Raw genomic sequence first — 14,267 nt, forward strand, 5'->3', positions numbered from 1 at the left:
ATTATCAGCTTGATTCTCCGACACGCCTTCACGCCCCTGAACAACACCCGCCTGATGCACCTGTGCGGCCCGATGGACGAACACCTGCGGACCGTGGAAACCGCGCTGCAGGTGCGCATCTCGCACCGCCAGGAGCACTTCCGGGTGGAAGGGCCCAAGGCCAAGGCGGAACGGGCGATGGAAGCGCTGCAAGGGCTCTACGAAATCGCCGGCCGCACCATCTCCAAGGAGAAGGTGCAGCTGATGCTGGCCGGCGACGTGGCCATGGAGCAGGACGAGGACGGCGCCCTGGTGCTGCACACCCGCCGCACCGACCTCAAGGCCCGCACGCCCAACCAGAGCGTGTACCTGGACAACATCGCCAGCCACGACATCACCTTCGGCATCGGCCCGGCCGGCACCGGCAAGACCTACCTCGCGGTGGCCTGCGCGGTCGACGCGCTGGAGCGCAGCGCGGTGCAGCGCATCGTGCTGACGCGTCCCGCGGTGGAGGCCGGCGAGAAGCTCGGCTTCCTGCCCGGCGACCTCACGCAGAAGGTGGACCCCTACCTGCGGCCCCTCTACGACGCGCTCTACGACCTGATGGGATTCGAGCGGGTGACCAAGGCCTTCGAGCGCAACGCGCTGGAGATCGCGCCGCTGGCCTTCATGCGCGGGCGCACGCTGAACAACGCCTTCGTGATCCTGGACGAGGCGCAGAACACCACGCCGGAACAGATGAAGATGTTCCTCACGCGCATCGGCTTCGGCAGCAAGTGCGTGGTGACCGGCGACGTGAGCCAGGTCGACCTGCCCAAGGGCTCGCCCTCGGGACTGATCGAGGCCGAGCACGTGCTCCGGCGCGTCAAGGGCATCGCCCACACCCGCTTCACCAGCGCCGACGTCGTGCGCCACCCGCTGGTGGCCCGCATCGTCGACGCCTACGACGCCGCGCGCAAGACCGGGAAATGACGCCCTCCCTGGACCTGTCGCTGCAGTTCGGCACCTTCCCCGGGGCGGCGGCGCACCGGGAGGTGCTGGGGACGGCGCGCGTGCGCAAGTGGATCGCGATCGCGCTGGACCGGCCGGCCGAGATCGGCGTGCGCATCGTCGGCGCCGAGGAAGGCCAGTCGCTGAACCGCCAGTACCGCGGCAAGGACTACGCGACCAACGTGCTCACCTTCGACTACACGCGCGAGCCGGTGGTGTCCGCCGACCTGGTGCTGTGCGCGCCGGTGGTGGAGCGGGAGGCGAAGGAACAGGGCAAGAGCCTGGAGGCGCACTACGCGCACCTGCTGGTGCACGGGGCGCTGCACGCGCAGGGCTACGACCACGAGACCGGGGACGGGCAGGCGCTGGAGATGGAGGCGCTGGAGATCCTGTTGCTGGGGGCCCTGGGCTACCCCAACCCCTACTGAGCTTCCATGACGCTGTCCCGCCGCGCCCGCACCTGGCTGATCGCCGCCGCCGCCGTCGCGGCGACGCTGGTGGCCGTGCTGCTGTACCAGAACCTCACGGTGGGCGAGAAGCGCATCCAGCACCAGCTGCCCCGCCTTTACGAAAGCGACGACGCCGAGTTCCGGCGCGCGCTGAGCTCGCTGCTGGGGCCCCAGATCGTGGCCGGCAACCGCGTCGAGACGCTGGTGAACGGGGACCGCATCTTCCCGGCGATGCTCGCCGCGATCCGTTCCGCGCAGCGCACCATCACCTTCGAAACCTACATCTACTGGTCGGGGCGGATCGGGCGCGAGTTCGTCGATGCGCTGGTCGAGCGCGCCCGCGCCGGCGTCAAGGTGCACGTGCTGCTGGACTGGGTCGGCAGCATGAAGATGGAGCCCGAGCTGCTGGAGGAGATGCGGCGCGCGGGCGTGGAAGTCGAGCGCTTCCACGAGCCCCACTGGAGCAACTGGCACCAGCTGAACAACCGCACCCACCGCAAGCTGCTGGTGGTGGACGGGGCCGTCGGCTTCACGGGAGGCGTCGGCATCGCCGACCTCTGGCTCGGCGATGCCCGCAACCCGCAGGAATGGCGCGACACCCACTACCGCGTGACGGGGCCGGTGGTGGCGCAGATGCAGGCCGTGTTCCTGGACAACTGGGTGCGGGCCAACGGCCGGGTGCTGCATGGCGACGCCTACTTCCCGGCGCTCCGGCCGGCCGGCGAGTTCGCAGCGCAGATGTTCAGCAGCTCGCCGCAAGGCGGCAGCGAAAGCATGCAGCTGATGTACCTGCTGGCGATCACCGCGGCGCGCCGCACGATCGCCCTGTCCAATTCCTACTTCGTGCCCGACGACATGACGATCGCCACGCTGCTGGATGCGGCGCGGCGCGGCGTGAAGATCCGCGTGATCGTGCCCAGCGGGCACATCGATTCGGAAACCGTGCGCAAGGCATCGCGCGGCAGCTGGGGGCCCATGCTGGAGGCCGGCATCGAGATCGCCGAGTACGCGCCCACGATGTTCCACGTCAAGGGGCTGGTGGTCGACGGGATGTTCTCCTCGGTGGGCTCCACCAACTTCGACAATCGCTCGTTCCGGCTGAACGACGAGGCGAACCTCAACGTGCTCAGCGGGGATTTCGGGCAGGAGCAGCTGGCGGTGTTCGAGCGCGACTGGGCGCGCGCCCGCAGGATCACGCTGGAGGAATGGCGCCGGCGCCCCTGGTCGGAACGCTTCTGGGAACGGCTCGCGTCGCTGCTGCACACGCAGCTGTGAGGCCCGTGTCCCGCCAGGAGCCTGCTGCTAGCGCACCGTCACCGGAATCGTCACCGGCCCGTCGTTCACCAGGTGCACCTGCATGTCCGCCGCGAACTCCCCGGTCTGCACGACCGGATGCGCTTCTCGCGCCTGCGCGACGAGGTACTCGTAGAGGTGCCGGCCTTCGTCCGGCGGCGCCGCATTGGTGAAGCTGGGGCGGTTGCCGCCGCTGGTGTCGGCCGCCAGCGTGAACTGGCTCACCAGCAGCAGCCCGCCGCCCACGTCCTGCACGCTGCGGTTCATCTTGCCGGCCTCGTCGCTGAAGATCCGCAGCTTCAGCAACTTGGCCAGCAGCTTGTCGGCCTGCGCCTCGCCGTCGCCGCGCTCGGCGCACACCAGCACCAGCAGGCCGGGGCCGATCTCGCCGGTCGTGCGGCCCGCCACCACCACCTTCGCCTCGCGCACGCGCTGCACCACGGCCAGCATCAGATCAGGTCCTCTTCGTCGTCGAAATGCGCTTCCACGTTGGTGGGCAGCAGCTGGATGGTGGCGCGCAGGCCGGGCACGGCGCTCATGAGCGCCTGCTCCACCGAGGCGCGCAGGGCCGCCGCGCGCCCGAGCGTCCAGTTCGCCGGCATGTGCATGTGCAGGTCCACGAAGCGGCGCTTGCCCGAGCGGCGCGTGGACACGTGGTCGAAGCGGATGGTGTGGTGCTTGAACTGCTCCAGCGTGCGGTCGATCTCCGCCAGCACCTCCGGCTCCAGCGCGCGGTCCATCAGGCCTTCGGCGGACTTCCACACCAGGTGCACGCCCTCGCGCAGGATGTTGGCCGCCACCAGGATGCCCACCACCGGGTCCAGCCAGAGCCAGCCGGTGACGACGACCAGGGCGACGCCCACGATCACGCCGGCGGAAGTCCAGACGTCGGTCAGCAGGTGGCGGGCATCGCCCTCAAGGGCCATCGACCGGTGGGTGCGCGCCGACTGCAGCATCGCCCAGGCGAGCACGCCGTTGAGGGCCGAGCTCACGATCGAGAGCACCAGGCCCAGCCCCACCTGCTCCAGCGGCTGCGGCGCGCGCAGGCGCAGCACGGCGGCCCACATGATGCCGGCCGCCGCCACCATGATCATCAGCCCCTCGAAGCCGGCCGAGAAGTATTCGGCCTTGTGGTGGCCGTACTGGTGGTCGGCGTCCGCCGGGCGCTGCGCGATCCGCACCATCAGCAGCGCGAAGGCCGCACTCGCCAGGTTGACGAGCGACTCCATCGCGTCGGACAGCAGGCCCACGGAATCGGTGAGCCACCAGGCGAGCGTCTTGAGCGCGATCGTGACCGCGGCGACGGCCACGGACCAGCGCAGCAGCACCTGGGGCGGAATGCGTTGCGCGGAGGAGGCAAGGGACATGCCCCGGATTGTGCGGCAGCGCTGCATGCAAGAATCCGCGCATGCTGCCGATCCGCCGCTACCGCGCGCCCCTGGCGCTCTGGCTCGCCCTCACGGCGCTGGGCTGCGTGGCGCTGGCGCGTGGCGAACTGCAGCGGCTGCAGGACGCTTTCGAGACCGACGCGCGCATCGTCCACCGGCTCCTGAGCCAGCGCGTGGTGCAGCACGACGCGGTGCTGGCCACGCTGGCCCTGCTGCAGCCGGGCGCCGGTCCGGCCGCGCAGGAGCAGCGGCTGCCGGCGCTGTATCCACAGATCCTTTCTGTCCAGCGCCGCGATGCCGGTGCGGCCTGGCCGGACGCCGCGCTGGCCGCCGCCGCCGGCCCGCGCTCGCGCAGCACGCGCCGTGCCGCGCTGGCGGACCTGGACCTGCAGTCCGGCCGCTACCGCCTGGTGCTGGCCGGCGAGCCGGCGAGTTTCGCGGCGCAATTCGACCTGCGCCAGGTGGTGCCCTGGAACGAGTGGCCCATGGCGCCGCAGGACAGCCCGGTGCGCGTGACACTGGAACACGAGGGCCAGCGCTTCATCGTCCAGCCCGGGCATGGCGAAGGGCCGTGGTCCTTCTCCTTCCACAAGCACCTGGCGGCGGAGAGCCAACCGTTCGACGTGGTGGCGCAGCGCAAGGTCGGCTGGTCCGAACTGCCCTGGCTCGCGATGCTGGCCTGGGCTGGCGCCGTCGCCCTGGGCGTGGCCGCCTGGCAGTGGCTGCGCCGGCAGCGCGCGGAGCGCCAGCGCGCCGAGGAACTGCTGCGGCTCGGGCAGGTGGCGCGCCTGAACACGCTGGGGGAACTCGCCGCCGGCATGGCGCACGAGCTGAACCAGCCGCTGGCCGCGGTGCTCGCCAGCACCCAGGCCGCCCGCCGCCTGCTGGCCGACGATCCGCCCGAGATGGACACGGCGCGCGGGGCGATGCGGCAAGCGGAAGAACAGGCGCGGCGCGCGGCCGACGTGCTCGCGCGCCTGCGCCGCGGCGTCGAGCGTCCCGCGGCCTCGGCGGCGTTGCAGCCGGTGGTGCTGCAGGACGCGGTACGCAACGCCTTCTACCTGCTGGAGCCGGAGTTCGCGCGCCGGCGCGTAGCACCGCAGCTCGACGCGCAGGCCGAAGCGGTGGCGGTGCAGGCCGAGCCGGTGGCGCTGGAGCAGATCATCCACAACCTGCTGACCAATGCGCTGCAGGCGCTCGACCAGGTGCCGCCGGAGGAGCGCCAGCTCTCGGTGCGGCTGGAGGCCGACCAGCGCGAAGGCGCGCTCACCGTCGGCGACAGCGGCCCGGGCATCGCGCCCGAGGTGCTGCCGCGGATCTTCGAGCCCTTCTTCACCACCCGCGAGCACGGGCTGGGCCTCGGCCTGAGCCTGTGCGAGACGCTCGCCGCCGGCATGGGCGGGCGCCTGGACGTGCAGGCGCGCGCGCCGCGCGGCGCCGCGTTCACTCTTAGCCTGCCCCTGGCCGCCTCATGAACGCTCCCCTGTCACCGCTGGTGCACCTGATCGACGACGACGAGGCCGTGCGCACCAGCCTGGCCCTGCTGATCTCCACGGTGGGCCTGCGGGTGCAGGGCTGGAGCGACCCGCAGCAGTTCCTGCGCGAATTCCCGCGGCAGGACATCGGCGCCATCGTGCTGGACGTGCGGATGCCCGGCATCAGCGGGCTGGCGGTGCTGGACACGCTGGTGGCGCAGGGCGTGGACCAGCCGGTGATCATGCTGACCGGGCACGGCACGGTGGAGATGTGCCGGCGCGCCTTCAAGGCGGGCGCCGCGGAGTTCCTGGAAAAGCCGGTGGACGACGAGGCGCTGCTGGAGGCCTTGCAGAACGCGGTGCGGCAGCACGTGAAGTCGCGCGAGCGGCTGGTGGCGGACCGCTCCGCGCGCGAGCGCTACGCGCAACTGTCCGAGCGCGAGAAGGAAGTCGCGGGCCTGATCGTCGAGGGGCTCACCAACAAGGAGATCGGCCGCGCGCTGTCGCTGTCGCCGCGCACGGTGGAGACGCACCGGGCGAACCTGTTCGCGAAGCTGCAGGCGGAGTCGCTGGCGCAGTTGATCCGCAAGTATGCGGCGGTGATCGACGAGGACGGCTTTCCGTAGTTCTACGGAGCCCGCGGCGTAGCCGTACGAATGTTCCCTTCCCCCTGAATTCCTAAAGTTCTCCCACGGTCACCCGAGACCGCAATCACCCACGGAGAACCCCATGCGCCTCATCGCTTCCGCCCTCGCCGCTTCCCTCGCCTGCGCCGCCCTCGGCGCCAATGCCCAGGCCGTGCGTTCGAGCGCACCATCTCCCTGGCGCTGGCCAGCCAGATCGCCACCGAGACCGTGAACGCCTGCGCCGCCAACGGCTACGCGGTGGCCGCCACCGTGGTCGATCGCGCCGGCACCGTGAAGGCGCAGCTGCGCGCCGACAACGCCGGCCCGCATACCCTGGACTCCAGCGAGCGCAAGGCCTGGACCTCGGCCTCGGCGAAGAACACCACGTCCGCCATGCAGCAGGGCGCGCAGCAGAATCCCGCTGCGGCCAACCTGGTCTACCTGCCGGGCTTCCTGCTGCTGGGCGGCGGCGTGCCGATCAAGGTGGGCAACGACACCATCGGCGCGGTGGGCGTCGGCGGTGCGCCGGGCGGCCACCTGGACGAACAATGCGCGGTGGCCGCGATCGAAAAGGTGAAGGGACAACTGCAATGAACACGCTGCGCCGACTTGCCACTGCCGCCCTCGTCGCGGTCTCCAGCCTCACCGGTCTGGCGGTGCAGGCGCAGGTCGCGCCGTCCGCGGCCGAAGCGGCCCGCTACCAGGGCCTGCACGCCGCGGCGCACGCGGGCGATGCCGCGCGCATCGCTTCCCTCGCGGCCGCCGGTGCCGACCTGAATGCGCGCGACGGCCGCGGCCGCACGCCCCTGCACGTCGCGACCTTCGCGAAGCAGCGCGGTGCGATCCAGGCGCTGGCCAAGGCCGGCGCCAAGCTGGAACTGCTGGAGAACGACCGCTACGACGCGGTGACCATCGCCTCGGTCGCCAACGACGAGGAGAGCCTGCGCCTGCTGCTGTCGCTGGGCGCGAGCGCCAAGCTGGTGACGAGCCGCTACGACGGCACGGCCCTGATCGCGGCGGCGCACCTGGGCCACGCCGGTGTGGTGAAGCAGCTGATCGCCGCCGGCGCGCCGCTGGACCACGTCAACAACCTGCACTGGACGGCACTGATCGAGTCCATCGTGCTGGGCGACGGCGGCCCGCGCCACCAGGCGACGCTCAAGGCCCTGGTCGACGCCGGTGCGAGCACCCAGCTGGCCGACCGCGAAGGCCGCACGCCGCTGCAGCTGGCGAAGTCGCGCGGCTACGCGGAGATGGTGAAGATGCTGGAGGCGGCGCGGGCGCGATGAGCGCTCAATGGGGGCGGCCCGGGTAGACGATCAGGGCCGGCTCGACCTGCGCGAGGAAGACGAAGTCCCGGTCGTTGTGCACCAGCATGGCCCCGTGCTCCAGCGCGAGGGCGGCGATCAGGCAGTCGGTGGGCTTGCGCATGGTGAAGCCGGCGCGCCGCGCCCGCCGGTGGAGCTGGGCCGCGACCTCGTAGGTGGACAGGTCCCTGGGCTCCAGGAGCAAGAGGCCGGAGAACATGTCGCGCAGCCGGTCGTAGACCGCGTCGTCTCGCGCTCCCTGCAACACCTCCTGGAAGATCACGCCCGCCATGGCGATCTCCTCGTCCTCGTCACGCAGCTCCACGAACCGGATCGCGTCCGTGTCGAGGTTGCGGACGTGGTCGATCCACACGGAGGAGTCCACGAGCAGCATCAGCGCTTCGTCGTCCTGCTCCGCGGCTTGGGCGGCACGGGCGTGCCGGCTTCCCCGTCGCGCACCAGCTTGTACGAGGCGCGCGGCTGCTCGACCCGGTACTTGCCGAATTCCTCGGGCGAGGACGCCTTCGGGTCGTAGTCCGGATCGATGCCGCCGATGCCCTTGAAGTCGCGGAAGTGCGGCCTTCTAGCCCGCGCGATCAATTCGCGCAGGGCGCGATCGACGGCCTCGCGCTTGGTGCGTGCACCGGAGACCTCCATCGCCTGGGCGATGAGATCCTCGTCGATGTCGATATTGGTCAGCACGACATGGAATATACATGTCGTGTACACAAAATCAACACCACCTATCCGAGCGTCACCTTCGCGAACTTGCGCTTGCCCACCTGCACCACGTAGGTGCCGGCGGCCAGCTTCAGGCCCTTGTCGCTGACCGTCGCCGAGTCCACCCGCACGCCGCCGCCCTCGATCAGCCGGTTGGCCTCGCTGGTGGAGGGCGCCAAACCGGCCTGCTTCAAGAGCTGCGCGATGCCCATGGGCGCCCCGCCCAGGGCCATTTCGGGAATCTCGTCCGGCACCCCGCCCTTGCTGCGGTTGATGAAATCCTGCTCCGCCGCGTCCGCCACGGCCGGGCTGTGGAAACGTGCGGTGATTTCCTTGGCCAGCAGGACCTTGGCGTCGCGCGGGTTGCGGCCGCCCTCGATTTCCTTCCTGAGCCTGGCGATCTCGTCGGCATGCCGGAAGCTCAGCAGCGTGTACCAGCGCCACATCAGGGTGTCCGAGATCGACATCACCTTGGCGAACATGGTGTTCCCATCTTCGGTGACGCCGATGTAGTTGTTCTTGCTCTTAGACATCTTCTCGACGCCGTCCAGGCCCTCCAGCAGCGGCATGGTCAGGATGCACTGCGGATCCTGGCCGTACTCGCCCTGCAGGTGCCGGCCCATGAGCAGGTTGAACTTCTGGTCGGTGCCGCCGAGCTCCAGGTCGCTCTTCAGGGCGACCGAGTCGTAGCCCTGCATCAGCGGGTAGAGGAATTCGTGGATGCTGATGGGCGTGCCGGCCTTGAAGCGGTCGTGGAAGTCGTTGCGCTCCATCATCCGCGCCACCGTGTACCTGGCCGCCAGCTGGATCATCCCGCGGGCGCCCAGGGGGTCGCTCCACTCGCTGTTGTAGCGCAGCTCGGTGCGCGCCGGATCCAGGATCTTGTCGGCCTGGGCGCGGTAGGTCTCGGCGTTGGCCTTGATCTGTTCCGCGGTCAGCGGCGGCCGGGTCGAGTTGCGGCCCGAGGGGTCGCCGATCATGGAAGTGAAGTCGCCGATCAGGAAGATCACCTGGTGGCCCAGGTCTTGCAACTGTCGCATCTTGTTCAGGACCACCGTGTGGCCGACGTGGATGTCGGGGGCGGTGGGATCGAGGCCGAGCTTGATGCGCAAGGGCACGCCGGTGGCTTCGGACCGGGCCAGCTTGCGGACCCAGTCCTCCTGCGGGATCAGTTCCTCCGCCCCCGCAGGGTCACCGCGGGCTTCGCGCACCCGGTCGGTCACGGGGTATTTTGTAACAACGTCTTGATTCATAAGGGGTTTTACAGAGGACGGACCCGCTCAGCTGGCTATACTGCGGCTCGTTTCGTGGCTGCCGATTCTAGTTGCGGCAGTTTCCCGCCATAGGCGTACATCCCGCCTTCGCGCAGGAACCACCTGACAGGGCTGTAGGAACCGCTCCTACCCCCACCAGGCGAAAAGGACAATAGTGAAGCAAACTTGGTTGAGCCTCGGGGAAAGTGTTGTGTCCCGCGTGGCCCACGTGCTGGAACACCACCCCCGCCAGGTCACGGCCGCGGTCGCGGCGATGCTGCTGACCGCCGGTGGCGGCGCCTACGCCGTCGCCTCCCTCGGCCCGGACCCGTCGCTGCTGCCCGTGCGCGAGATCCTCGAGAACGTGCAGCCCCTGCCCCTGGCCGAGCAGAGCGAGGCGCTGGACGCGCACCGCTTCAGCCTGTTCAACGCGGAAGCCGTGCGCTCCTCGGACACGGCCGAAACGCTGCTGGCCCGCCTGGGCGTGAACGACCCCGTCGCCGCCTCCTTCCTGCGGCACGACCCGCTGGCGCGCCCGCAGCTGCTGGGCACGCCCGGCCGCCTGGTCAACGCCGAATTCACCGACGGCCGCAACCTGCTGCGCCTGACGGTGCGCTGGGCCATGGACAACGCCAGCTTCCGCCGCCTGGTGGTGGAACGCCAGGCCGACGGCAGCTTCGCCAGCCGCATCGAGGCTGCGCCGCTGGTGGCGTCGCTGCGCATCGGCAGCGGCTCGGTCCGCAGCTCGCTGTTCGCGGCGGTGGACGAGGCCGGCATTCCCGATGCCGTGACCACCCAGCTGGTGGACATCTTCTCGGGCGACATCGACTTCCACCGCAACCTGCGCGCGGGCGACCGCTTCGCCGTGGTGTACGAGACGCTGGAAGCGGACGGCGAGCCGCTGCGCACCGGCCGCGTGGTGTCGGCCCAGTTCGTCAATGGCGGCCGCACGCTGGAAGCCCTGTGGTTCGAGGAGCAGGGCCAGCGCGGCGGCTATTACGACTTCCAGGGTCACAGCCTGCAGCGCGCCTTCCTGGCTTCGCCGATGGAAGTGTCGCGCGTGACCAGCGGCTTCGCGATGCGCATGCACCCGATCCACAACACCTGGCGCGCCCACAAGGGCGTGGACTACGGCGCGCCCTCCGGCGCCCCGGTGCGCAGCATCGGCGAAGGCAGCGTGGATTTCGCCGGCACCATGAGCGGCTACGGCAACGTGGTCGAGATCGACCACGGCAAGGGCGCCAGCACCCTGTACGCGCACCTGAGCCGCATCGATGTGCGCAAGGGCCAGCGGGTGGAGCGCGGCCAGCGCATCGGCGCCGTCGGTGCCACCGGCTGGGCGACCGGCCCGCACCTGCACTTCGAGTTCAAGGAAAACGGCCAGCAGCGCGACCCGCTGGAAGTGGCCCGCCGCCAGGCGCCGGCCACGGAACTGACGGCGCAGTCCCGCACCCAGTTCACGCGCGTGGCGCAATCCATGCGCACGCAGCTGGCCGTGGCGGCTTCCGCCAACATGGTGGCTTCGGCCCGCTGATCGCGCCCACGGGCGCTACGATGCGCCCATGTCGGATCTCTTCATCGGCCTGATGTCGGGCACCTCCATGGACGGGGTGGACGGCGTCGTCGCCGACTTCTCCTCCGGGGGCGTGAAGGTGCTGGCCCACGCCAGCGCACCCTTCGCCGAGCCCCTGCGCGCGGAGCTGATGGCGCTGAACGCCAGCGGCCCCGACGAACTCCACCGCGCCTGGCTGGCGGGCAACGCCTTGATGCGGGTGTATGCGGAGGTGGTGCGGCAGCTGCTGGCCACGTCCGGCCAGGCCGCCGCGGCCATAGCCGCCCTCGGCGCCCACGGCCAGACCGTGCGGCATCGCCCGCAGCAGTTCGACGGCACCGGCTACACCATCCAGCTCGCCCAGCCCGCGCTGCTGGCGGAGCTCACCGGGATCCGGGTGGTGGCCGACTTCCGCAGCCGCGACGTGGCCGCCGGCGGCCAGGGCGCGCCGCTGGCCCCCTTCTTCCACCAGGCCCTGTTCGCGCGGGCGGATGAGACCGTCGGCGTGTTGAACGTCGGCGGCATTTCCAACGTCACGCTGCTGCGCGCCGATCGCTCCATGACCGGCTTCGACTGCGGCCCGGGCAACGCCCTGATGGACGCCTGGTGCCTGCAGCACACCGGCGCCCCCTACGACGACGACGGGCGCTGGGCCGCAAGTGGGCGCGTGCTCCCGGACCTGCTCGCCTCCATGCTGGCGGAACCCTTCTTCCGGCAGGCACCGCCCAAGAGCACCGGGCGTGACCTGTTCAACCGGCCCTGGCTGGATGCGCACCTGCGTCGCTTCGCCGGCGCCGCCCCGGTGGACGTGCAGGCGACGCTCACGGAGCTCACCGCCCGCGCCTGCGCGGCGGACGTGGAGCGGCATGCGCCCGGCCTGCAGCGCCTGCTGGTCTGCGGGGGCGGCGCCCTGAACGGGCACCTGATGCGACGGCTGCAGGCCCTGCTGCCGAAGGCCCTGGTGCAATCGACCGCGCAGGCCGGCCTGCCGCCGCAGCAGGTGGAAGCCGCCGCCTTCGCCTGGCTGGCGATGAAGGCGGTGCGGGGCGAGAAACTGGAGCTCAAAGCACCACGGGCGCCAGAGGCGCCCGTGTGCTGGGGGAATCTACCCGCCTTAGTGGTCGGTCGGCGAGAAGCTGGAGCCGCAGCCGCAGGTGGTCTGGGCGTTCGGGTTCTTGATGACGAACTGGGCGCCCTGCAGGTCTTCCTTGTAGTCGATCTCGGCGCCCACCAGGTACTGGTAGCTCATCGAGTCGATCAGCAGCGAAACCCCGTTCTTCGTCATCACGGTGTCGTCATCGTTCGCGATCTCGTCGAACGTGAAGCCGTACTGGAAGCCGGAGCAGCCGCCGCCCTGCACGAAGACGCGCAGCTTGAGGTCCGGATTGCCTCTTCCGCGATCAGGTCGGCGACCTTCGCCGCCGCGCTGTCCGTGAACAGCAGCGGAGCGGGCATCTCGGCCGAAACATTCTGGGCAACAGCGCTCATCGGGACCTCTTTCGTCAATGCTGGCTCGATGTTACGCGGCCCGCACCGGCCGCGTCCATCACGCGCTCTTTGTCGCCAGCTTCAGTAAGGGCTTTTCCTCCTCGCCGGCGGCACCCTGGGCGATCAAGGGCCGCAGTTGACCGGAGATGGTGGCGCCCTGGTGCATCTCAAGGGACACGTAGGAAACATCACCCTCGATCCGCGCCTTGGGCTGCAGTTCCAGCAGCTCGCGGGCATGGACCGGGCCGCGCACGGTGCCGTTGATGATGACGTGGTCGGCCAGGATCGCGCCCTGGACCACCGCGGCCTCGGAAATCACCAGCAGGCTGCCGTTTTCTTCCGGGCCGGCCTGGATGTCGCCGAACACCTCGCCGTCGATGCGCAGGCCTTCGGTGAACTTCATGTTGCCTTCGATGCGCGTTCCCTGCGCAATCAGGCTCTTGATCGGGGGCTGGGCTTTCTTGCCAAACATCGCATTCTCCTCAACAACTTTCCACTTTACAAGGACACATTCTGCACGGCGCGGCTCACGGTGCCTTCCACCACGCGTGCCGAAACGTTCTTTACAACCACCTGCGGCGGCAGGTCGACCATGCCCTCCAGCCGGCGGTATTGGCGGAATTGCAACGGTTGGGCGCCACCGGGCAGCGGCATCATCCAGGGCTTGCCGTCCTGGGTGCCGGACAGGCTGAGCTCCAGCTTGCCGCGGAATTCGGGCGCGTTCTTGACGGGCTGGATCACCAGGACCTGCCACTTGAGCTGGGTGCCGGCGAGCACTTCGGCCTGCAGCCCGCGGATCGCCACCGCCTCGGTGCCGGTGGACGCCGTGAGCTTCTCGAAGAAGCCGAGGTCCTGGCGCAAGGTCCGGTTCTCGGCTTCGAGGGTGCGGATCTGCGCGGTCAGGCGCTCCTGGGCCGCGCGCTCCACCGTCATGGCGCTGCCGGAGGTGTTGAGGATGGACTGGATGCGATCACGCTCGGTGCGCAGGGCGACGACGTCCTCGCGCAGCTTGGAGAGCTCTTCCTTGGCGGCGGTGTCCACGCCGGCGATCTCCTTGCCCTTCTCGAAGGCCCACAGGCTGATCGCGCCGCAGAAGCCCAGGACCACGGCGGCGGCGGCCCACTGCAGCGGCCAAGGCATGGCGTTGCGCACCTTCATCCTGGGCGAGCTGATCGTCAGTCTTCGCCTGAGCAGCTTGAATCGCATGGATGAGGATGCTGCCCAAAGAACAAGGGCGCAGCAAGTCCTGTCTTGTGCAGGTTTGTGTCGGACAGACACCCGTGCACGAAAAACCCGTCGCCCAATGAACAAAGCCCGGCAGGGCCGGGCTTTGTTGGCAGGGCAGGCGCCGGATCAGCGCTTGGAGAACTGCTTGCGGCGGCGTGCGGAGTGCAGGCCGACCTTCTTGCGTTCCACCTCACGCGCGTCGCGCGTGACGAAGCCGGCTTGCGACAGCTGGGGCTTCAGGGTCGCGTCGTAGTCGATCAGCGCGCGGGTGATGCCGTGGCGCACCGCGCCGGCCTGGCCGGACTCGCCGCCACCGTGCACGTTGCACTGGATGTCGAACGCTTCGGCGTTGCCGGTGAGCATCAGCGGCTGCTTGGCGATCATGATCGAGGTTTCGCGGCCGAAGAACTCCTGGATGTCCTTGCCGTTGACCGTGATCTTGCCGGAGCCCTTCTTCAGGAACACGCGGGCGACGCTGGACTTGCGACGGCCGGTGCCGTTGTTCCATTCACCAATCATC

The 14,267-nt window shown here is 69.7% G+C and carries 15 protein-coding genes and 3 pseudogenes; 9 read left to right on the forward strand and 9 right to left on the reverse strand.

The genetic code is table 11. The features are described from left to right. Positions 1 to 9: 9 nt before the first annotated feature. Genes HK415_RS15505 through HK415_RS15515 form a run of 3 tightly spaced genes read left to right on the forward strand, consistent with a single transcriptional unit; the run spans position 10 to position 2,693 of the window. Positions 10 to 951, forward strand: coding sequence for a PhoH family protein (locus HK415_RS15505; protein ID WP_171560918.1), 942 nt, complete (start codon positions 10 to 12; stop codon positions 949 to 951). Further along, complete coding sequence (gene ybeY, locus HK415_RS15510) at positions 948 to 1,397, forward strand: rRNA maturation RNase YbeY (protein ID WP_171560921.1); 450 nt, start codon at positions 948 to 950, stop codon at positions 1,395 to 1,397. The genes HK415_RS15505 and ybeY overlap by 4 nt, the downstream gene beginning before the upstream one ends. Before the next feature lie 6 nt (positions 1,398 to 1,403). Then, entirely contained in the window at positions 1,404 to 2,693 is a 1,290-nt protein-coding gene (locus HK415_RS15515) for a phospholipase D-like domain-containing protein (protein WP_171560924.1), read from the forward strand. A gap of 27 nt (positions 2,694 to 2,720) precedes the next feature. On the opposite strand, the gene dtd is transcribed toward HK415_RS15515, so the two are convergent. Both dtd and HK415_RS15525 read right to left on the reverse strand, forming a co-directional pair. After that, positions 2,721 to 3,161, reverse strand: coding sequence for a D-aminoacyl-tRNA deacylase (dtd, locus tag HK415_RS15520; RefSeq protein WP_171560928.1), 441 nt, complete (start codon positions 3,159 to 3,161; stop codon positions 2,721 to 2,723). Further along, on the reverse strand, positions 3,161 to 4,078 hold the full coding sequence (locus HK415_RS15525; RefSeq protein ID WP_171560931.1) for a cation diffusion facilitator family transporter: 918 nt from the start codon (positions 4,076 to 4,078) through the stop codon (positions 3,161 to 3,163). Before HK415_RS15525 ends, dtd begins: the two co-directional genes overlap by 1 nt. Positions 4,079 to 4,119: 41 nt before the next feature. On the opposite strand from HK415_RS15525, the gene HK415_RS15530 reads away from it, so the two are divergent. The 4 genes and pseudogenes from HK415_RS15530 (at position 4,120) to HK415_RS15545 (ending at position 7,489) form a co-directional block, all read left to right on the forward strand. After that, on the forward strand, positions 4,120 to 5,574 hold the full coding sequence (locus HK415_RS15530) for a sensor histidine kinase (RefSeq protein ID WP_171560934.1): 1,455 nt from the start codon (positions 4,120 to 4,122) through the stop codon (positions 5,572 to 5,574). Then, on the forward strand, positions 5,571 to 6,200 hold the full coding sequence (locus HK415_RS15535) for a response regulator transcription factor (protein WP_171560938.1): 630 nt from the start codon (positions 5,571 to 5,573) through the stop codon (positions 6,198 to 6,200). Before HK415_RS15530 ends, HK415_RS15535 begins: the two co-directional genes overlap by 4 nt. 103 nt (positions 6,201 to 6,303) lie before the next feature. Then, positions 6,304 to 6,794, forward strand: a pseudogene (locus HK415_RS15540) (GlcG/HbpS family heme-binding protein). Beyond that, positions 6,791 to 7,489, forward strand: coding sequence for an ankyrin repeat domain-containing protein (locus HK415_RS15545; RefSeq protein ID WP_171560942.1), 699 nt, complete (start codon positions 6,791 to 6,793; stop codon positions 7,487 to 7,489). Before HK415_RS15540 ends, HK415_RS15545 begins: the two are co-directional and overlap by 4 nt. 4 nt (positions 7,490 to 7,493) lie before the next feature. Here the strand turns inward: HK415_RS15545 and vapC are convergent, their stop codons facing one another. From vapC to tyrS, 3 genes are read right to left on the reverse strand one after another with little or no spacing between them, the layout of a single operon-like run. Further along, a complete protein-coding gene (gene vapC, locus HK415_RS15550) occupies positions 7,494 to 7,901 on the reverse strand; it encodes a type II toxin-antitoxin system VapC family toxin (protein WP_171560946.1) in 408 nt (135 codons plus the stop codon). Then, positions 7,901 to 8,209, reverse strand: coding sequence for a type II toxin-antitoxin system VapB family antitoxin (locus HK415_RS15555; RefSeq protein WP_171560950.1), 309 nt, complete (start codon positions 8,207 to 8,209; stop codon positions 7,901 to 7,903). Before HK415_RS15555 ends, vapC begins: the two co-directional genes overlap by 1 nt. Positions 8,210 to 8,250: 41 nt before the next feature. Continuing rightward, the gene (gene tyrS / locus HK415_RS15560) at positions 8,251 to 9,480 is read right to left on the reverse strand and encodes a tyrosine--tRNA ligase (protein ID WP_171560953.1); all 1,230 of its coding nucleotides are present in this window, start codon (positions 9,478 to 9,480) and stop codon (positions 8,251 to 8,253) included. 211 nt (positions 9,481 to 9,691) lie between these two features. Between tyrS and HK415_RS15565 the strand changes: the two genes are divergently transcribed. Then, on the forward strand, positions 9,692 to 11,014 hold the full coding sequence (locus HK415_RS15565; protein ID WP_309246712.1) for a M23 family metallopeptidase: 1,323 nt from the start codon (positions 9,692 to 9,694) through the stop codon (positions 11,012 to 11,014). Between the two features lie 28 nt (positions 11,015 to 11,042). Continuing rightward, positions 11,043 to 12,133 (forward strand): annotated as a pseudogene (locus tag HK415_RS15570) (anhydro-N-acetylmuramic acid kinase); the annotation flags it as partial. A 13-nt stretch (positions 12,134 to 12,146) separates the two neighbouring features. Here HK415_RS15570 and erpA read toward each other — a convergent pair. From erpA to rpsI, 4 genes and pseudogenes are all read right to left on the reverse strand, one after another. Then, positions 12,147 to 12,520: pseudogene (erpA, locus tag HK415_RS15575) on the reverse strand (iron-sulfur cluster insertion protein ErpA). Positions 12,521 to 12,578: 58 nt separating this feature from the next. Beyond that, entirely contained in the window at positions 12,579 to 12,992 is a 414-nt protein-coding gene (locus tag HK415_RS15580; protein WP_171560956.1) for a bactofilin family protein, read from the reverse strand. A 26-nt stretch (positions 12,993 to 13,018) separates the two neighbouring features. Beyond that, positions 13,019 to 13,726 (reverse strand): DUF6776 family protein, encoded by a 708-nt coding sequence (locus HK415_RS15585; RefSeq protein ID WP_171560960.1) that lies wholly within the window; start codon positions 13,724 to 13,726, stop codon positions 13,019 to 13,021. Positions 13,727 to 13,873: 147 nt separating this feature from the next. Then, positions 13,874 to 14,266: a 30S ribosomal protein S9 gene (gene rpsI, locus HK415_RS15590; RefSeq protein ID WP_171560963.1), complete on the reverse strand. Its 393-nt coding sequence runs from the start codon at positions 14,264 to 14,266 to the stop codon at positions 13,874 to 13,876. Position 14,267: the final 1 nt, after the last annotated feature.

The sequence above is a fragment of the Ramlibacter montanisoli genome (assembly GCF_013087525.1).
In the GTDB taxonomy this organism is placed as follows: Bacteria; Pseudomonadota; Gammaproteobacteria; order Burkholderiales; family Burkholderiaceae_C; genus Ramlibacter; species Ramlibacter montanisoli.